This window comes from Geminisphaera colitermitum TAV2 (assembly GCF_000171235.2).
GTDB lineage: Bacteria > Verrucomicrobiota > Verrucomicrobiia > Opitutales > Opitutaceae > Geminisphaera > Geminisphaera colitermitum.
The window spans coordinates 14,486-30,790 of sequence record NZ_ABEA03000149.1 but is presented as its reverse complement, the minus strand read 5'-3'; the positions used below and the strand labels follow the sequence as shown (position 1 = coordinate 30,790).

Genomic DNA, 16,305 nt, shown 5'->3' with positions numbered 1-16,305 from the left:
GTTCCCTTTATTTTTCGCTTTGCGCAACTCGGCGGACGTGCGGAAATTACCGTTCCCTCAGATCAAAAGCTCATCACCAAAATCATCCATGAACAACCCTGCTCCGGAATCCAAAAACGCCAAACCGGCGGGCTGCGGCCCTCATAAGGATCTCGAAATCAAGGACGCGCAAATCATCTTTGACGATGTGTGGCGCCATTTGGAGGCGGAGTATGGCCGCGAGAACCTGCGATTCCCCAAGGAAATCATCCTTCTCGGCGGCGCTCCCGGCTCGGGCAAGGGGACGCATACCGGTTTCATCCTCAAAACCCGCGGGCTGACTTGCCCCCCGCTCGTCGTCAGTTCGTTGCTCGACACGCCCGAGGCCAAGAAAATCAAGGACTCGGGCGGCATGGTGGGCGACCGCGAAGTGATCGGGCTGTTGTTCCGCCACCTGCTCCGCCGGGAATACCGCGACGGCGTCATCCTTGACGGGTTCCCGCGCACCAAGGTGCAGGTGGAATGCCTCAAAATGCTGGCCGAGAAAATGCACGGTTTGCGCCAGGAATTTTACCGCACTCCGCTCGCGATGCATTTTCGCCAGCCCACGATCCAGATCATGGTGCTGTTTGTTGACGAGAAGACGTCGGTTGAGCGCCAGCTTCAGCGCGGGCGCGAGATCAAGCAATACAACGAGGAGGTGCGGCGCACCGGCATCGGCGAGCTTCAAGAGGAGCGTCCCACCGACTACGATGTGGAGTTGGCAAAACGTCGTTATCGCGTGTTCAAGGAGCAGACGTGGGAGGCGCTCCAGTCGCTGAAGGAAATTTTCCACTACCACTGCGTCAGCGCCCACGGCGAGATTGCCGACGTGGATCAGGAGATTCTCAAGGAACTCCAATATCAGAGTTCGCTGGAACTGGACCCGCTGACGTGCGACCAGTTGCGCCCCATTCCGGTGGCCGATGAGATTGTGGTCCATGCGCGGCAGGAACTCGTCAAGCGCCTCGACGACTACGCGCTCAATCACGGGACGCTTTTCTCCAAGGTTATCTCCTTTATCGAAAAAAAGATGATGCCGATCATCATCCGCCACGCGATTTCCGGCAAGGCCCTCATCAACAGCGAGGATCTGCTGCTGGATGATCCGCTGGCCATGGCGATGCTGATCGACGTGTTTTCCGAGCGCGGCTACCACGCCGTCGTGGATGTGCATCGTATCGAGATGTCGGATCGCATCGACCTCACGACGGGCAAGGTTCACTGCCGGGTGAAAAAGGTTTTTCGCACCCACATCCGTTTCCATGGCTCGGAAATCCGGCGGGGCAACTGATCCCCGCCCCCCCCCCCCCCCCCCCCGTCCGAAATAATGTTCATCGCCACCGTCAACACCGCTGGAATCCCACCGCAAGCTCCGCTCCGCGCTCCCTTTGGCTGGCCGACCATCGGACTGCTGCCGCCGTCCGATTCCTTTGCCGGCGGGAGCGTAGTGCTCACGTGGGCGAATGCGGATGTGGCTGCCGCGACATCGCGCGGCGGATGGCTGCGGATCAGCGTTTCGGTGGACGACCGGGAGCGGAAAATCATCACCGCCAGCCTCGCGCGCACCGGGGCGATGATCGGGCAGTTTGACCTGCGCTACTCGCATTCTCTGGAACCGTGGCAAATCCAGCTCAACGCGGGCACTTTCGCCGCCGCGCTTGCGCAAGGCGTGCGACTCACGCTGACACAGGCGACCACGCCGCTCTGGATTTTTTCCCCCGGACTTCCTGATGGCGCAAAACCACTGGAGCCGCACCTGCTGGCTGATTTGGCTCCGGCGGCGGGAACCAATGCGGATGAGAATGGAAATAAAACCGCGGCGTTTTTCCGGCTGCTTGGCTCCGTGGCTTCGGTGCAGACGTTCGGGTGGATGGAGGGTTGCGTGCTCGATGCGTTGCACGCTCTCAATCTGGCGGACAGCGGGGAGAAAAATGGGAAAATGGATACGCGTTGGAGCGACGCCATCGACGCGCACCTCGCCCTCTTTATCACGCCGGACAACCGGCTTGTTTACGAAAACCCCCGCGGCCAGCCCAGCGACGGACGCATCTACGGCATCGAGGGAACGCTTCCGTTTGCGGTTTTGGCGAAGCGGCATCCCGGGCATCCGTTGCTCGACATGCTGCTTGCCTACTACCGCGGACATTTGAATGCGGACGGCAGTTTTTGTGTGCCGGAGAGCTACACGGCGGAGGGGAGCTACACGATTGCGTATCCGCTGGCGGTGATCGCCGCGCAGCGTCGTGACGTCGCGCTGGCGAATCTCGCGGCCAACGTCCTGCGCCAGCGCCGTGAACGCCTGCGCCGTCCAGATGGACTCTGGCTCCGTCATCATCCGAACGACACCCGTACCTTCCGTTCGTGGGCGCGCGGCGTGGCGTGGTATCTGCTTGGCTTGGTGCGCACGCTCGAACAGCTCCCGCCTGCCGGGGATGGAAGCCAACTTGTGGATACGCGTGACTTGCGTGACGAATTCCGCGCCGCCGCGTCGTGGGCGTTTGGATACCAGCGGGCGACGGGCTTGTGGGGCTGTTATTTGGATGGCGGCGAGGACACCGCCGACGACTCGTCCGGTTCTGCCGGCATCGCCGCCGCGCTCGCGCTGGGCGTGCGATTGGGGTTGTTTGCCGGAGCGGATGAGGGTTCAGGAGTGACGGCGACCGCCGCACGGATGGCGGCGGAACGTTGTTGGGCGGGATTGTTGCCGCACCTGACTCCCGATGGTTTTCTTGATGGGACCGCGCAAAGCAACCGCGGCGGCGAGTCCTTGCAACGCGCTCCATATCGGGTTCTTTCGCCGATGGCGATGGGCCTCATGGGCCAGCTCGCGGCGGCACTCGGCGTGGCAGTGCGGGAGGATTGAGACCGTTTAGAGCATTTTCGGTTTATTTTGTCTCACGCGGAGGCGCGGAGAACGCAGAGGGAGGGAAATGTAATGTTTTTAGAGCATTTTAAGTTGAGATATAGCCGTCGTCTTAACGGTAGGGAGGCCTCTCCGAGGCCTCCGAAACCACGCTCCAATCACCTACGAGTTTCGCATTCTCATACCACGCACGGCGGAGGCCTCGGAGAGGCCTCCCTACCAGGTATCAAATGGCTACAGTTTAAATGAAACTGATCTAATTTATTTATAATTAGTAAGATGGGTTTTCTCTGCGTCTCTGTGTCTCTGCGTGATCTCTTAAATCTTGCGACAAATTGAACCGAAAATGCTCTACTGTGGCGTTGGCGCCGTCCTTATGGGCTGTGTGATGTCGCGCACGGCGAGGTCGATGTTGGTCAGAACGGGACGCTTGTTGCCGATGAAGTCGGCGAGAGCTTCTTCGGCACGCTGGCGCAAGGCTTCCGGGCGGAGTTGGCAGGCACGGGCAATGTCGCGGATGTCGGCGCGATCCTGTTCGGAAAAACGGGCGATTTTTGACACGGCCAGGTCCAAGGGGGCGAGCACGCGGAGATGGATTTTGCGCCGCTCGTTGCCGATGCCGGCCCACTCAATCGAATCCTCCTGGTGGCATTCGTGCATGAGCGCGAACACGTCGGTGTAATTGTAATCAAAATACAAAAAACGTTTCTCACCATCGGCGAGAGCGTAGTCGGTGATGAGTCCATCCGCGGGCAGGAGGAAACGATGGGAAAACGAGGCATCAATGTCCCCGGTGTAGCGCGAACCGCAGTAATAGTTTACGGCCAGACCGTCGGCCAGATACATGGCAACGGGTTCGCCATCGTATCCGCTTTCGCGCAGGGAGGCATCGAGCCGGTCAAGGATGCGGGAGAGTGCGGCTGTGAGTTCAGGGAAGGCTTGGCTGGGGGGATTGGGCGTCATGAGCGAGGCAGGCGCGGAGCATCCCGGAGAAGCGGGGACAATCGAACCGGGTGGCGGCAGCGAGGTTTGTGAATTTCCCGGTGGACCCGGGCGAGAGGGTTTCAGCGATGGCGAGCAATTCCTGCCGGTGTCCGAACCAGCCGGTGTTGGCCAGAAATGCAGCGCCACCGCCTAGGTTTGCGGGGGGGGGGGGGGGATGTGTTGAGGGAGTCGGTGGCAAGAAGCAGCCGTTTTTTTCGGGAAAGGCGACCCACGCTTGCGCGGAAAACCGACGGTGCTGGCTGGCACAGAATTCGAGCAGTCGGGCTTCGGTGTGGCGATTCATGGGCTGTCGGCGGGAGGCAGGTGGAGGATGGCGGGAGATGGCGTGTTGTCCGTTCACAATAGTCAGATGAGGGAGACGCGTGTCGTCAACGATCAGGATGGTAATATCAAACGGATTGCGACTCAGCGCGGAGGCCAGGGGATTTTTGTCAGGTCGCCGTTGGCGAAATCGAAACGGGAAAGGCTGTCCAAGTCAGGGAGTTGTTGGCCGTCCTGACCGGCAGCGATTTTGCCTGGACCGGGAACACCGGCGCGGGCAGGCATGACAACATTGCGGGCGAGCGTGAAATGGCCGGGGTTCAGTTCGTTTTTGGAGCCGCCAGTGGCATCCATAAAATAATCGGTGGCGAGGAGGTTGTCGTGCAAGCGTATCTCAGGAATGGATACGTTACGATCGCCAATCAAGGTGAAGAGGCGTCCTCCGGGGAAATAAACGAGGTTGTGGCTGATTTCGATGCCGCGTCCACCGAGCGTGAGCGGGGTCTTGGGTACTCCGGCCATGTTCGCTATCATACTCCAGTTGGAGAGCGCGGCACCGATTTTGAATACGCCGCGTCCAGGCAGCACCGGTTTCCAGTAATCGGTGTGGGCGGGAGTGTTGGCGATGGTGTTGCGGGTGATGACGATGTCGGTCGGCCAGGGGAGGCCGCGCAGGGGTTGCCAGGAAATGGGTTCAAGGGTGTCGAGTATCAGGTTTTCGGTGACAGTCATGCCGCGCGCCCAGTCTTCGGTTTCCACGGCGTTGTCGGCGATGCGGGCAAAGAGGTTGCGGCGCACGGTAAGGTTTTCACTGCCGGCCACGGCGTGGCAGGATAGGCCTTCGAAGGCGCTGACGATCACGCTGTCCTCAATGGTCCAGTCGCGTCCGATGCGGCAGGCGATGCCGATTTCGTATTTGAAGTGTTCGGAGGGGAGTCCGCTGCTGACGCTTTTGCGGTGCCACATGGCACCGTAACGCACAGCACGTCCGGCTCGTCCAGAGGGGATGTTTGCGGGGAGGCGGGCGATGCAGTCGGCAATGTCCTCAAATGTTGGATACTGGGTGAAAAAACAGCGGCGCATGACGATGCGCGCAGCAACGTGATCGAGTGTGGCGGGGTCGTGGCGGAGGTTTTTGAAGGCGTAACCTTTGGCCGGATCGATGAGGGTTTCCTGATAGTTGCCAGAGACGGCGGTGCGGCAGCCGTAAAACCAGTTGTCGGTGATGGTGACATCGGAGGCTTCAGTGTAGATGCCAGCAACGCCGGGCGTTTCGAATGTGAAGCCTTCGATGCGGATGTGCGCGAGGTTTTCGCCGAGGATGCCGATGTTGTAGTGCGCGGGTTGGTTTGGGTTGATGAGCGTTCCTTCAAAGCCGCCTCCCGTTGGCGGGGCGACGGCGATGGTGTGGTGCGCGGGGTTGAGGTCGCCTTTGGCATGACGCAGGTGAAGACGGAGATAAAGGTGTTTGGTGGCTTCGTCGTAAAAGTATCCGTGAAGGGGGCCGGGGGCGTCTTTGTTTTGAAATGTTTTTAGGGCTTCGAGTGTAGCGTAGGGATAAAGGTCGGTGTTGTCGTAGAGGACGCGAGCAGGCCAGCCGCCGATGACGGGGGGGGGGGGGGGGGGGAGGCTTGTGCGATAGAGGTGGGTGTCAGGGTCAACGAGTTCCCATGTTGTGTTGTTTTTCCGGATACGTTGATCGGCTCCTGTGATGAGGGTGGCGTGTGGTATGTGTTTCGAGGTGTCGGGTGTGGCTGCTCGAAACGTGATTGGAGCGTCGGTGGTGCCTCGGATGGTGGCGGGGATGGTGACGTGTTCGTAGTAGATGCCGGGGGCAACGAGCACGGTGTCGCCGGGTTGGACGCGGGCGACGGCGGCTTGAATGGTGCGGAGGGGGGCGTCGGTGGAATGGCCTTCTGCTGTGTCGTTGCCGGTGGCGGCGTTGACGTGCCAGATGCTGGCGGCGTGCGCGAGGGGGGCGAGGATCAGGAGCGCGGTGATGAGGATGCGGTACATTGAGGATGTCGGGTGAAATGCGAAAGGTGCGGTGCTGCTGAACGTAGGATCGGCAAGTATTGTTGGGGAATCATGGACGGCAACGATGTCCATGACACGTTGCGGGCGGGACGCCCGCGGCACTCTGTTGTAGGGGCTTCGCTTGCGAAGCCCGCGACTGCGTTTTGGCCTGCGAGTGCTCTTCTGGTATTCGATAGGTCTGTCCGGCTGGCGCGGGCGTCGCAAGCGACGCCCCTACAGCGGGCGGGACGCCCGCGCCACAATCGGCAATGATGCGTTTGGGGGAGCGCCTTGGGGAGGGCGGTCATGGGGTCTCGCGCGGGCCGACACGCGGAGGGAACCATGTGTCGCCGGGTTGCAGGGCACCGATGTCGGGGAGGGGGGGGGGGGAGAGGTCGGCAGGGAGTTTGGCGAGCGGGTTTTCTGCATTCGCATCGGCGGGAGTGGCAGGGCCGGCGACAAGCGGGCCGGGGCCGGGCTGGCCGGAGGTGGCGGGGGACACTTTGTTTTGTTGGAAATCAAAGAAACCGGGGATCAGGTCGGTGGCGGGGTCGGTGGAGAGAACAAAATCGGTGGCGATGATGTTGCGGACGAAGTGAACATTCTGGATGGGGACGTTGCGACTGCCCATGAGGGTGAAAAGGCGTCCGCCGGGGAAGTTGATCGTGTTGTTGAAAAAGAAGAGGCCGGGTGGCGGCGCAATGAGCGGGGATTTGGGAACGTCGGCATTGCGTCCGTTATTCCAGTTTTTGAGCGATATCCCGATTTTGAATACACCGCGTCCACCATTCAGAGAGGCTTGCCAGAGGCGGGCCGCTTCGGGCGTGTTTTCAATGATGTTTTGGTAAAAATAAATTGGGCCGGGCCAGGGGAGTCCGCCGCCGGGTTGGTAGGAAAAGGGTTCGAGAACGTCGAGGAAGTGGTTGCGGTAAATGCGGACGTTGCGGGAGTGATTTTCGGTTTCGATGGCGTTGTCGCAGATGCGGGCGAAAAGGTTGTCGTGGATGCTGACATCAACGGCGTTGCCCATGCCGTCGTTGGCCAGGCCTTCAAAGGTGTTGTGGATGTAATTGTTGCGGAGGGTCCAGCCGCGTCCGATGCGAACGGCGATGCCGTTTTCGTAGTTTTTGGTGTTTTTGGGGAGGCCGTAACGTCCGGTGGTTTTGCGGTGCCAAATGGTGGGCCAGGTGGCGCGTTGACCGGGTTGGAGTTTGAGTTCGCGGAGGAGTTCAGAGGCGTCGTTCCAAGAGGAGAGTTCGGTGTATTCGCAGTGTTCGATGATGATGTCGGAGGCGGTGGCGTGCGGGGCGGCGTCGGGTTTACGGGCTTCGCCGCGGTTGTTGCCACGGACGGCGTAGGGGGCGCCGAAAAACCAGTTGTCGCGGATGGTGATGTTGCTGGCGGTGGTGGCGATGGCAGTGTCGCCGGGGGTTTCAAAGGTGATGCCTTCGATGATGATGTGCGCGGGGCCTTTGGCGGCGATGTTGATTCCGGTGCCGCGTATTCGTCGGGGCGATACAGCGATGGTGTGCTGGTTGGGGTCGGTGGAGCCGTATTGGCCGGATGGATGCAGGCGGAGATAGAGTTTTGGTGTCGATCCGGTCTCCTCGTAATAAAATCCGTGGCGGGGGCCGGGCGCGGTGCTTGCTGCGGCGGTGTCGGTGGCGTCGGAGAGGCGGAGGGTGAAGGTGTTGAGTGCGTCGCGGTCGGCGTAGGGGAAAAGGTCAACGTGATCGTAAGTGACGCGGGCCGGATTGGGACCGGCGTAGGGGACGGCGTAAAGTTGGGTGTCGGGATCGACGAGTTGCCAGCGGATTTTTCCAGTGCGGATGGCGGGGTTGGCTCCGCTGAGAATGACGCGATTTTTCGCAATGCTGTCGGCGCGGAGGGTGATGGGGGCGTCGGGGGTGCCGCGTTTGGTTTCGGCGAGGGTTACGTGTTCAAAATAGATGCCGGGGTGAATGATGATTTCGTCGCCGGGTTGAACGAGGTCGGCGGCGTGTTGGATTGTTCGGAAGGCGGTGGCGGGGGTGAGGCCGTCGCGGCGGTCGTTGCCGTTGGCGGCGTCAACGTGCAGGGGGTGGGCGGAGGTGGTATGTGTAGTCGATAAACAAATACAGAGGCTCGCCAGCAGCAGACTGAAGGGGGGGGGGGGCGTCATTGATTGGTTCCCCAGAAGGGATGTTTTTTGGCTTTGTTGTAGTCGTAGGAACCTTCAGCGTTGTCTCTCGTCGGGATGGTGGAGAGGTGACGGTTTTCAACGTGTCCGTCGATGAAGGCGACGTTGAGTTTGCCTTTGTGAACGGCGAGGAGGCCCAAGCGTTTGCCGTTTTCATCCTGCCAGATGGAGCGGGCTCGGTCTACATGGAGGTAGGTGTACACTTGGCCACCCTCGGTCTCGAGGTTTCCGTCCATGAAGAGGCTGGTTTTGCTGGGATTGCGGACTTGGTTGATAAGCTTGGCGTTTCCGGCAAGGTCGGAATGATTGTTGTTTTCGTTGAGGCTGCCGCAGGCGTATTCGTTAATGCTGTAGGTGCGGAGGTTTTCTGTGAGGCCGTTGTAGGGATCGGGATGGAGCCGGAAGGATTCGGGACAGGTGAAAACGGTCGTGGCGGTTTTGGCTCCGGTGACGGCGAGGTAGGGACGGATGCTGTAGGGGTTAGAGTTGTCAGCGGCTCCCCAGATTTTGGCGTCGGGCATGCGTCCGCGGTTGTCGGCAACCCAGAGTTGAGCACCTTGGGCAATCTGCCGGAGGTTGCTGATGCATTGGACGTTTCGTGCCGTGTTGCGCACGCTTGCAATCGTGGGGATAATGATGGCCGCGAGAACGCCAATGATGGCAATCACGGTGAGAAGTTCGATCAGGGTGAACGCGCGGGTCTTCATGGCGTGTGTGGGGGGAGGGGGAAGCGGGGTGGACTGGGGTGTCAGCGGCGTCGCATGCGGAGAGCGACGAGGAGTATCAGAGTTCCAAATACAGCGGCGACGGCGGCAGGTTCAGGGACGGCAGTCGTGGCAACGGTAATGCTGTCGATCCAGAAATCGGATCGTTGGCTGACGGAGCCAATTCTTATGGCACCGAAGCCGTTGCTCACACCACTGTAAGCGTAACCGGAACCTGAAAATACCGTGTTTGTGACGCTACCGGAAGAATCGAGTGTGGAAACGGAAAGTCCGTAAGTTCCTGAGCCAGCAGTTGTTCCGGGAATGACGATAAGCTCGAAGCGATACCACGCTTCTTGGGCAAGGGAAGCCAAACCGGTCAGATCTGTGCCGTCATCTCGTATCCGGAGACTTACATTGGTTCCAGCGCTTCCCCCGCTGTGCAGGCGAAAGAGAGGCGCTTTGCTTGAAGTGCTGCTTTGCGCTACCCCGAAATTGAAGACGGCTCCCGAGTCGCCGTTGTATTGTGGGCCGACGTAAAGATCGAGTGAGACGGAAAAGGTTTCCGTTAGAAGGTTGGGAGATTCAGCAAATTTGAGGACAGCGGAGTTCTGGTAGCTGCTGGTAGCGTTCGCCGTTCTGGGTCCAATCCAGAGGAGGTTGGCGCTGCCACTTGGAGAAGCGGGATGCACGGCTAATCCAGCGGGTGTTTGGGGGACTGCTGTGCTGGATTCGGCGATAAAAAAGGAGTTTCGCGTGGGGGAACCTCCGAGGGTGACGGACCAGCCGGACTGCCCATCTAGCGCACCGGAGGAATAGCCGTCGGCGGTGGAGAAATCGGTTCCAAAGACCTGTGCTGCTTTGGTGACTGGCGCGGAGATCGTAGCGAGAAGGGACGCGGCGAGGAGGGACGCGGATAAACGAAGGATGGATTGGGTTTTCATAAGAGAGGACATGATGGTTGGATTGATAGCAAAAACAGGCGGGTGAATGGGTGTGCTAAACGAGCAACGGCGGGCACGATGGCATCGCCATTGGAGAGTTTCCAGTCTTTCGGGGTTTTATGATAAAGTGAGTTCCCGGTTCGAGATTTTGAAAGAAGGGAAGGGCAAGAACTGTCGATGAATCTGGGGGCTGATTTGATGCTTGTTGGGAATGGTTTCGTCCTTTCACGGAGGGGGGGGGGGAGGAGATGCGCCTTTTTCCCGATTGAGTCACGTTTGGTTGGGTGAGGTTGACGCACGCAGGAATGGCGACATCTTGCGGAGTCATGCAACTGGTCACTCATCGCCCGCTTACCGTTCACGATTACCGGGGTCTTCCCGATGTCGGACCGCAATATCAACTCGTTGAAGGAGACCTTTTCATGGCACCGGCACCCAATCGCTTCCATCAAACCGTGGCAGGAGAGATTTATTATGCCCTTAAATTCTATCTCGATAATAACCCTGCCGGGAAGGCCTACATCGCACCGTTCGATGTCTTCTTGACGGATCTCAATGTTTATCAGCCCGACGTGTGTTTTTTTTCACAAGAGCGGTATCCATTTCTTACTGACGAGGGGGCGAGCGGGCCGCCCGATATCGTGGTGGAAGTTCTTTCGCCGCGCACGGCACATCTTGATCTCGGACTGAAAAAGGAGATCTATGCGCGCACTGGAGTTCTTGAATACTGGGTCGTGGATCCCGCCACGCATCAGGTGAGTGTGTGGCATCTGGCGGAAAACTCGCAGACTCCGGCTTTCACGCTTCCAAAAAACGGCACGCTGACGACGTCGATTTTGCCCGGTTTTGCGCTCCGTCTGGAACGTGTGTTTGTGGAGTGATTTGCCGGATTCAGGTGGCGGTGCGTGTGCGGGCGCGGGTGCGTTTTGCCGGAGCGGGCCGGGTGGTCGTGCCTTGCACGAAATCGCCGTCAACCATGAGCGTGCGGGGGATGCCGGGGAGGCCGCGTTCGCCGGTGCGCATTTGCGAGAGAAGCAGGTCAACAGAGGCGGCTCCAACTTGCAGGGCGTTTTGATTGATGCCGGTGATGCCGGGCATCGTCTCGTTGAGATCGACGTTGGCAAGGGCGACGTCGGTCGGCGTGCGTAGTCCGAGTTCGGTGAGCCAGCGTTGAATGTCGGTGCCAACCGTGACAATGACGTCGGGTTCGTGGGTGCGCAGCCAGGTGGCAAAGGCGGGACGTGTCCAGGTGGCGTCGTTGCCGAAAAACATCGGAACGGCGGCACTGTCAGGCGCGGGTGCGGCGGAGTCGGTCGCGAGTCCCATGAGGCTCTGGCTGGTGAGGTAGGCGGCGCGCCAGTGGTGGTTGACGCGTTCATCCTGACCGGGGGCCATGGCGAGTCCCATGCGCTGGTAACCGGCTTCACGGAGGCGGCGAAGGAGGAGCGTCATGGACTGAAATTGCTGGTTGCAACAGCGGTGCAGCACGGGGCTGAGGAGCGAGTAGCCGAGTTCTACAACGGAAAAGTGTTTCCACTGGAATTTCTGGAAGAGGTGTCCGGGGTTTTGCAGCGGAGCGATGATTGCGCCTTCGATGCCGCGATTGCGAAGGATGCGCGATAGGCGTTCCTCGGTCATGTCGGGGGCGCGCAGCCAAAATTCCTCAAGCTGGTAACCGAGTTCGGTGGCGCGGCGGAAGGCGCCGTCGTGGTAATCGCGCTGGGTAGGCTCGCGTTTCCAGGCAAGGCGTTCGCGGTGGGCGGTGAGGTAGGCGAGGACGGTGCCGATAGCGGAGGGCTTTTTGCCGCGCACGCGTTCCATGAGCTGGCTGATGTTGGGGTCGGGCCGGTAGCCGAGTTTTGCCGCCAGTTTTTGGATACGGGCGCGGGTTCCGGGCGGGATGCTGGTGTGGTTGCGCAGGGCAAGGGACACGGTTTGCACCGATACGCCGCCGGCAGCGGCGACGTCCTTGAGGCGGATGGCCGGTGTGGTGACTGCGGCGGCGGGTGTGGCGGCGGCGGACATGTCGTAATACATCCAACATCGAACACCCGACGTCCAACATCGAATGTGCGCGGGGGGGGGGGGGGGGGGGGCGGCTCAAACCGATGCCTGTGACTGACGAGGCGGAGTCGTGTTTTTTGGAGTGCGGTGATTCATCACCGCTTTGGGCGGCACGATTTATCGTGTCGCTCTGCGGCAGGGAGGGGCGGGCCGTTAAAACGGCCGTCAAAGCGGCGATGAATCGCCGCACTCCATATCTGACATCACATTGGCGTTCCCGTGACGGGGGAGAATGTGCTACATGCCATCCCCTTTTACCTATGAGCAAAATCCGCATCGCAGTGGTTGGTTATGGAAACATCGGGCGTTTCGCCGTCGAAGCCGTGCAGGAGGCTCCGGACATGGAGCTGGCGGGCGTCGTGCGGCGCAAGGCGTCGGCAGCCGGACAGGCTTTGCCGCCGGAACTGGCAGGCGTCACGGTGAGCGATGACGTGGCGGCGCTCGGCAAGGTGGACGTGGCGCTGCTGTGCGGTCCCACGCGCAGCATTCCGGAGACGGCTCCGCTCTACCTGAAACGTGGTATCCACACCGTGGATAGCTTCGACATTCATGGACAGAAATTGTGGGACTTGCGCCAGTCGCTCGATGCGTTGGGCAAGGCGCATGGAAGCGTGGCGGTGGTGTCGGCGGGCTGGGATCCGGGCAGCGATTCCGTGCTGCGTTCGCTGCTGCTGGCGATGGCGCCGCGCGGGCTCACTTACACGAATTTTGGCCCCGGCATGAGCATGGGGCACTCGGTTTGCGCGAAGTCCAAGCCTGGCGTGCGCGATGCGCTTTCGATGACGATCCCGACCGGCACGGGCGTGCACCGGCGCATGGTGTATGTGGAATTGGATACAGGGGCGGAGTTCGCCGCCGTGGAGCGCGCGATCAAGGAGGACGAGTATTTTAAAAACGACGACACGCGCGTGTTTGCCGTGCCGTCGATCGACGCGCTCAAGGATGTGGGGCACGGCGTGCGCATGGAGCGCAAGGGCGTGAGCGGACGCACGCACAACCAGCTTTTCGAGTTTCGCATGACGATCAACAACCCGGCGCTCACGTCGCAGATCATGGTGGCGTGTGGCCGCGCCGCTGCGCGTCGTCTGAGGCCCGGAGCCTACACAATGCCGGAAATCGCGCCGATGGATTTGCTGCCCGGCGAACGCGAGGAGTTGGTCAAGACGTTGGTGTAGGGAAGGGCGCGGCACCTTTGTTTTCTCACCACTCAACTCCACGCTGCTCCTCTCCTATTCACATGCGCGTCACCGTTTTCAGTCCTGCGAAAATCAACCTGTTCCTCGCCATCACGGGACGGCGGGCGGATGGGTTTCATGATCTGGTGTCGCTCGTAGCGCCGCTGACGTTTGGCGACACGTTGCACGCGGAATGGGCGGCGGCTGACGCAGGCGGTGAAGGTCATTCGCTGGCGTGTGTTCCCGCGGCGGCGACGACGGCAGGGGGGGGGGGGGGGGGAGGGCGTGCCGTTGGATGAGTCGAATCTGGTTTTGAAGGCGGCGCGGTTGTTTGACGCGACGCTGGCTCCGCAGAGGCAGCCGCGCAGTGTGCAATTTACGCTGGAGAAACGCATCCCGATGGGCGCGGGGTTGGGCGGCGGGAGCAGCAATGCCGTGGCGGCGCTGCGCGCGCTCAATGCCCTCCACGGATACCCGTTGGCGGACGCGGCGCTGGCTCCGCTGGCGGGGCAGCTTGGGTCGGATTGCCCGTTGTTTCTGCATGGCGGGCCGGTCGTGATGCGCGGGCGCGGCGAGCGTGTGGAGCCGTTGGCGCAGGCGGCCGTGGCGCGGTTGCGCGGGCGGAGGCTGCTGGTGTTCAAGCCGGCGTTTGGGGTGTCCACCCCTTGGGCTTACCGGCGGATGGCGGAGTTGGAGATGGCGCGCGGCGGTTGTTATCTGCCCGCCGCCGAAGCGGAGGCGAGGCTGGCGGCGTGGCTGGGGGATGGTGGTGCAGATGCCGCCGATTTGCTTTACAACAACATGGAGCGTGTCGCCTTCACCAAACACGTTGCCCTGCCTGTATTGTTGGAGCGGTTGCACGCCCGTCATGGTCTGGCGGCGGTGCGAATGAGTGGCAGCGGCAGCGCGTGTTTCGCCCTGCTGGAGCCGGGCGCGGGGCCCGCCCGGGTGGCGGAGATCACGGCGACGATCCGGGAGGCGTGGGGACCGGAGGTGTTTAGCACGGAAACGACCGTGGGTTGAAAATCGTCCTCCCGGAAGGACAGGGAGGGGCCGCAAAACCGTGTTGACCGGTTGGCTTGGCGTGCGCGTGATTTCATTTTGCTTGCGCCCGGCACAACCAACGCCGCGGCAAAAGTCCATGCCGCATGTCCTCCGAGAGCAGTCCGAAGTCCGAATACACGGTGCAAGGTATCCCAGCCTCGCAGGGCATCGCGTATGGCCCGGCCTTCCTCTACATCAAAAGCGAGGTTGAAGTGCCTTGCTACGAGGTCGATCAGGCAAAGCATGCCAACGAGATCGCCCGCTTTGATCATGCGCTCGTCACCACGCGCCAGCAGATCCAGAAGACCCAGGCGGTGGTGGAAAAAAATCTGGGACCGGACGAGGCCCGCATTTTTGACGCGCACCTGCTCGTGCTGGAGGATCAGGCGCTGATTACGGAGACGATCCGCGATTTCGAAAAGACTTCGCAGAACATCGAGTCGTGTTTCAACCGGATCGCGCAGCGCTACATCAAGGCCTTTGCCGAGATCGACGACGAGTACCTGCGCGAGCGCGCGAGCGACATCCGCGACGTCGCCCAGCGCATGCTCAACACCCTGCTTGGCCGCACGGCGCAGACGCTGAGCCAGCTCGTCGAAAAACGCATCGTGGTGGCCAACGACATCTCGCCTTCCGACGCCGCCGGCATCGACCGTTCGCAGGCTCTGGGCATCGTCACCGACACGGGCAGCAAGACGAGCCACGCCGTCATCGTTGCTCGTTCCATGCGTGTGCCCGCCGTGGTCGGCGCGCGCGACCTCACGTCGCGGATCAAGACGGGCGACATCGTTCTCGTCGATGGCTACGAAGGGCTGGTCATCGTCAACCCGTCGGAAAAAACACTTTTTCGTTACGGCCAGATTCAGCTTCAGAAAAAAAGCTACGAGCAACGTCTGCTTGAGGCGGCCAAGCTCCCTTCCGTCACGCTCGACGGCGTGGATGTGCCGTTGCGCGCGAACATCGAGAAAAGCGACGAGTTCAAACTCGTGCGCGAGTATCATAGCGAGGGCGTGGGGCTTTACCGTTCGGAATTTCTTTATCTCAACTCAAGCAGCGTGCCGACCGAGGATGAGCAATACGACGCCTACCGCCAGGTTGTGGCCGAGCTGGCCCCGGCGCCCGTCACGATCCGCACGATGGATTTGGGCGGCGACAAGCTGATGTCCGCCGGCGCGGTCCTTTCATCGCGCGAGGACAACCCGTTCCTCGGTTATCGCGCCATCCGCATCTGCCTCGATCACGTGGACCTGTTCAAGGCGCAGCTTCGCGCCATCCTCCGCGCCAGCGCGCATGGCAACGTCAACATCATGTACCCGATGATCAGCGGGCGCGATGAACTGCGGCGCGCCAACGCCGTCCTCGACGAGTGCAAACACGAACTGCGCGAGAAGGGCGAGGCGTTCGACGAGGCCGTGAAAGTGGGCAGTATGATCGAGATTCCGAGCGCCGCCATGACGGCCGACTTGCTGGCGCGCGAGTGCGATTTTTTCAGCATCGGGACCAACGATCTCATTCAATACCTGATCGCCATCGACCGCCTCAACGACCGCATCGCGCATCTTTACGAGCCGACGCATCCCGCGGTGTTGCGCACGTTGCGTCAGATCGTGGACGCGGCGCATGCGGCGCGGATCAAGGTGAGCGTGTGCGGCGAGATGGCCGGCGATCCGGTGCTGGCGGTGTTGCTGCTCGGCATCGGCGTGGACGAGTTGAGCATGACGCCGCCGTTGTTGCCCGCCGTGAAAAACGTCGTGCGCTCGATGCGCATGGCCGACGCGCGCCGTCTGGCGTCCGATGCGCTCCAGATGGAGTCGCCGTCGGAGATTTACCGGCGCTGCGTGGAGTTTTACCGCGAGCGGGTGCCGGAAGAAATTGCGAATGGCAAATTACGAATGGCGAATGGCAGCGGATGAGCGCCTCATTGAGCCATTGAGTGGCGGCCTTCATCAAAACCGCCGCTCCTTGCTCCGCCTGCGTAGCATCTCGTGGTGAATTTCTGAATTTCCCGGACAAACAGCGCGTCTTGAGC

Annotated in this window: 14 protein-coding genes; 7 read left to right on the top strand and 7 right to left on the bottom strand. The window is 60.9% G+C overall.

The window, feature by feature from the left end:
* Positions 1–88: 88 nt before the first annotated feature.
* Together OBACDRAFT_RS16800 and OBACDRAFT_RS16795 are read left to right on the top strand one after the other, a co-directional pair.
* Positions 89–1,312 carry a nucleoside monophosphate kinase gene (locus OBACDRAFT_RS16800; RefSeq protein WP_043587634.1) on the top strand — a complete coding sequence of 408 codons (1,224 nt, stop codon included), beginning with the start codon at positions 89–91 and terminating at the stop codon, positions 1,310–1,312.
* Between the two features lie 36 nt (positions 1,313–1,348).
* Positions 1,349–2,884, top strand: coding sequence for a glycoside hydrolase family 88 protein (locus tag OBACDRAFT_RS16795; protein ID WP_043587633.1), 1,536 nt, complete (start codon positions 1,349–1,351; stop codon positions 2,882–2,884).
* 351 nt (positions 2,885–3,235) lie between these two features.
* Here OBACDRAFT_RS16795 and OBACDRAFT_RS16790 read toward each other — a convergent pair whose 3' ends face one another.
* The 6 genes from OBACDRAFT_RS16790 to OBACDRAFT_RS16765 all read right to left on the bottom strand — a co-directional run bounded on the left by OBACDRAFT_RS16790 (position 3,236) and on the right by OBACDRAFT_RS16765 (position 9,993).
* Positions 3,236–3,847 (bottom strand): DUF6036 family nucleotidyltransferase, encoded by a 612-nt coding sequence (locus tag OBACDRAFT_RS16790; RefSeq protein ID WP_052362163.1) that lies wholly within the window; start codon positions 3,845–3,847, stop codon positions 3,236–3,238.
* A complete protein-coding gene (locus OBACDRAFT_RS16785) occupies positions 3,813–4,172 on the bottom strand; it encodes a hypothetical protein (protein WP_043587632.1) in 360 nt (119 codons plus the stop codon). The genes OBACDRAFT_RS16790 and OBACDRAFT_RS16785 overlap by 35 nt, the downstream gene beginning before the upstream one ends.
* 122 nt (positions 4,173–4,294) lie before the next feature.
* Positions 4,295–6,259, bottom strand: a complete 1,965-nt coding sequence (locus tag OBACDRAFT_RS16780; RefSeq protein WP_232767288.1) for a DUF1565 domain-containing protein — start codon at positions 6,257–6,259, stop codon at positions 4,295–4,297.
* A 211-nt stretch (positions 6,260–6,470) separates the two neighbouring features.
* Positions 6,471–8,327, bottom strand: coding sequence for a right-handed parallel beta-helix repeat-containing protein (locus OBACDRAFT_RS16775; protein WP_232767287.1), 1,857 nt, complete (start codon positions 8,325–8,327; stop codon positions 6,471–6,473).
* Complete coding sequence (locus tag OBACDRAFT_RS16770) at positions 8,324–9,052, bottom strand: type II secretion system protein (RefSeq protein ID WP_043587629.1); 729 nt, start codon at positions 9,050–9,052, stop codon at positions 8,324–8,326. Before OBACDRAFT_RS16770 ends, OBACDRAFT_RS16775 begins: the two co-directional genes overlap by 4 nt.
* 41 nt (positions 9,053–9,093) lie before the next feature.
* Positions 9,094–9,993, bottom strand: a complete 900-nt coding sequence (locus OBACDRAFT_RS16765; protein WP_043587627.1) for a hypothetical protein — start codon at positions 9,991–9,993, stop codon at positions 9,094–9,096.
* A 326-nt stretch (positions 9,994–10,319) separates the two neighbouring features.
* Between OBACDRAFT_RS16765 and OBACDRAFT_RS16760 the strand changes: the two genes are divergently transcribed.
* A complete protein-coding gene (locus OBACDRAFT_RS16760) occupies positions 10,320–10,874 on the top strand; it encodes a Uma2 family endonuclease (protein ID WP_043587625.1) in 555 nt (184 codons plus the stop codon).
* A gap of 10 nt (positions 10,875–10,884) precedes the next feature.
* On the opposite strand, the gene OBACDRAFT_RS16755 is transcribed toward OBACDRAFT_RS16760, so the two are convergent.
* A complete protein-coding gene (locus tag OBACDRAFT_RS16755; protein WP_052362169.1) occupies positions 10,885–12,018 on the bottom strand; it encodes a LacI family DNA-binding transcriptional regulator in 1,134 nt (377 codons plus the stop codon).
* Between the two features lie 299 nt (positions 12,019–12,317).
* Between OBACDRAFT_RS16755 and OBACDRAFT_RS16750 the strand changes: the two genes are divergently transcribed.
* From OBACDRAFT_RS16750 to ptsP, 4 genes are all read left to right on the top strand, one after another.
* The gene (locus tag OBACDRAFT_RS16750) at positions 12,318–13,232 is read left to right on the top strand and encodes a diaminopimelate dehydrogenase (protein ID WP_043587623.1); all 915 of its coding nucleotides are present in this window, start codon (positions 12,318–12,320) and stop codon (positions 13,230–13,232) included.
* 62 nt (positions 13,233–13,294) lie between these two features.
* The gene (locus tag OBACDRAFT_RS30035; RefSeq protein ID WP_052362162.1) at positions 13,295–13,531 is read left to right on the top strand and encodes a hypothetical protein; all 237 of its coding nucleotides are present in this window, start codon (positions 13,295–13,297) and stop codon (positions 13,529–13,531) included.
* Positions 13,449–14,255, top strand: a complete 807-nt coding sequence (locus tag OBACDRAFT_RS25655; protein WP_232767286.1) for a 4-(cytidine 5'-diphospho)-2-C-methyl-D-erythritol kinase — start codon at positions 13,449–13,451, stop codon at positions 14,253–14,255. Before OBACDRAFT_RS30035 ends, OBACDRAFT_RS25655 begins: the two co-directional genes overlap by 83 nt.
* 125 nt (positions 14,256–14,380) lie before the next feature.
* Positions 14,381–16,189 carry a phosphoenolpyruvate--protein phosphotransferase gene (gene ptsP / locus OBACDRAFT_RS16735; RefSeq protein WP_052362160.1) on the top strand — a complete coding sequence of 603 codons (1,809 nt, stop codon included), beginning with the start codon at positions 14,381–14,383 and terminating at the stop codon, positions 16,187–16,189.
* Positions 16,190–16,305 lie beyond the last annotated feature (116 nt).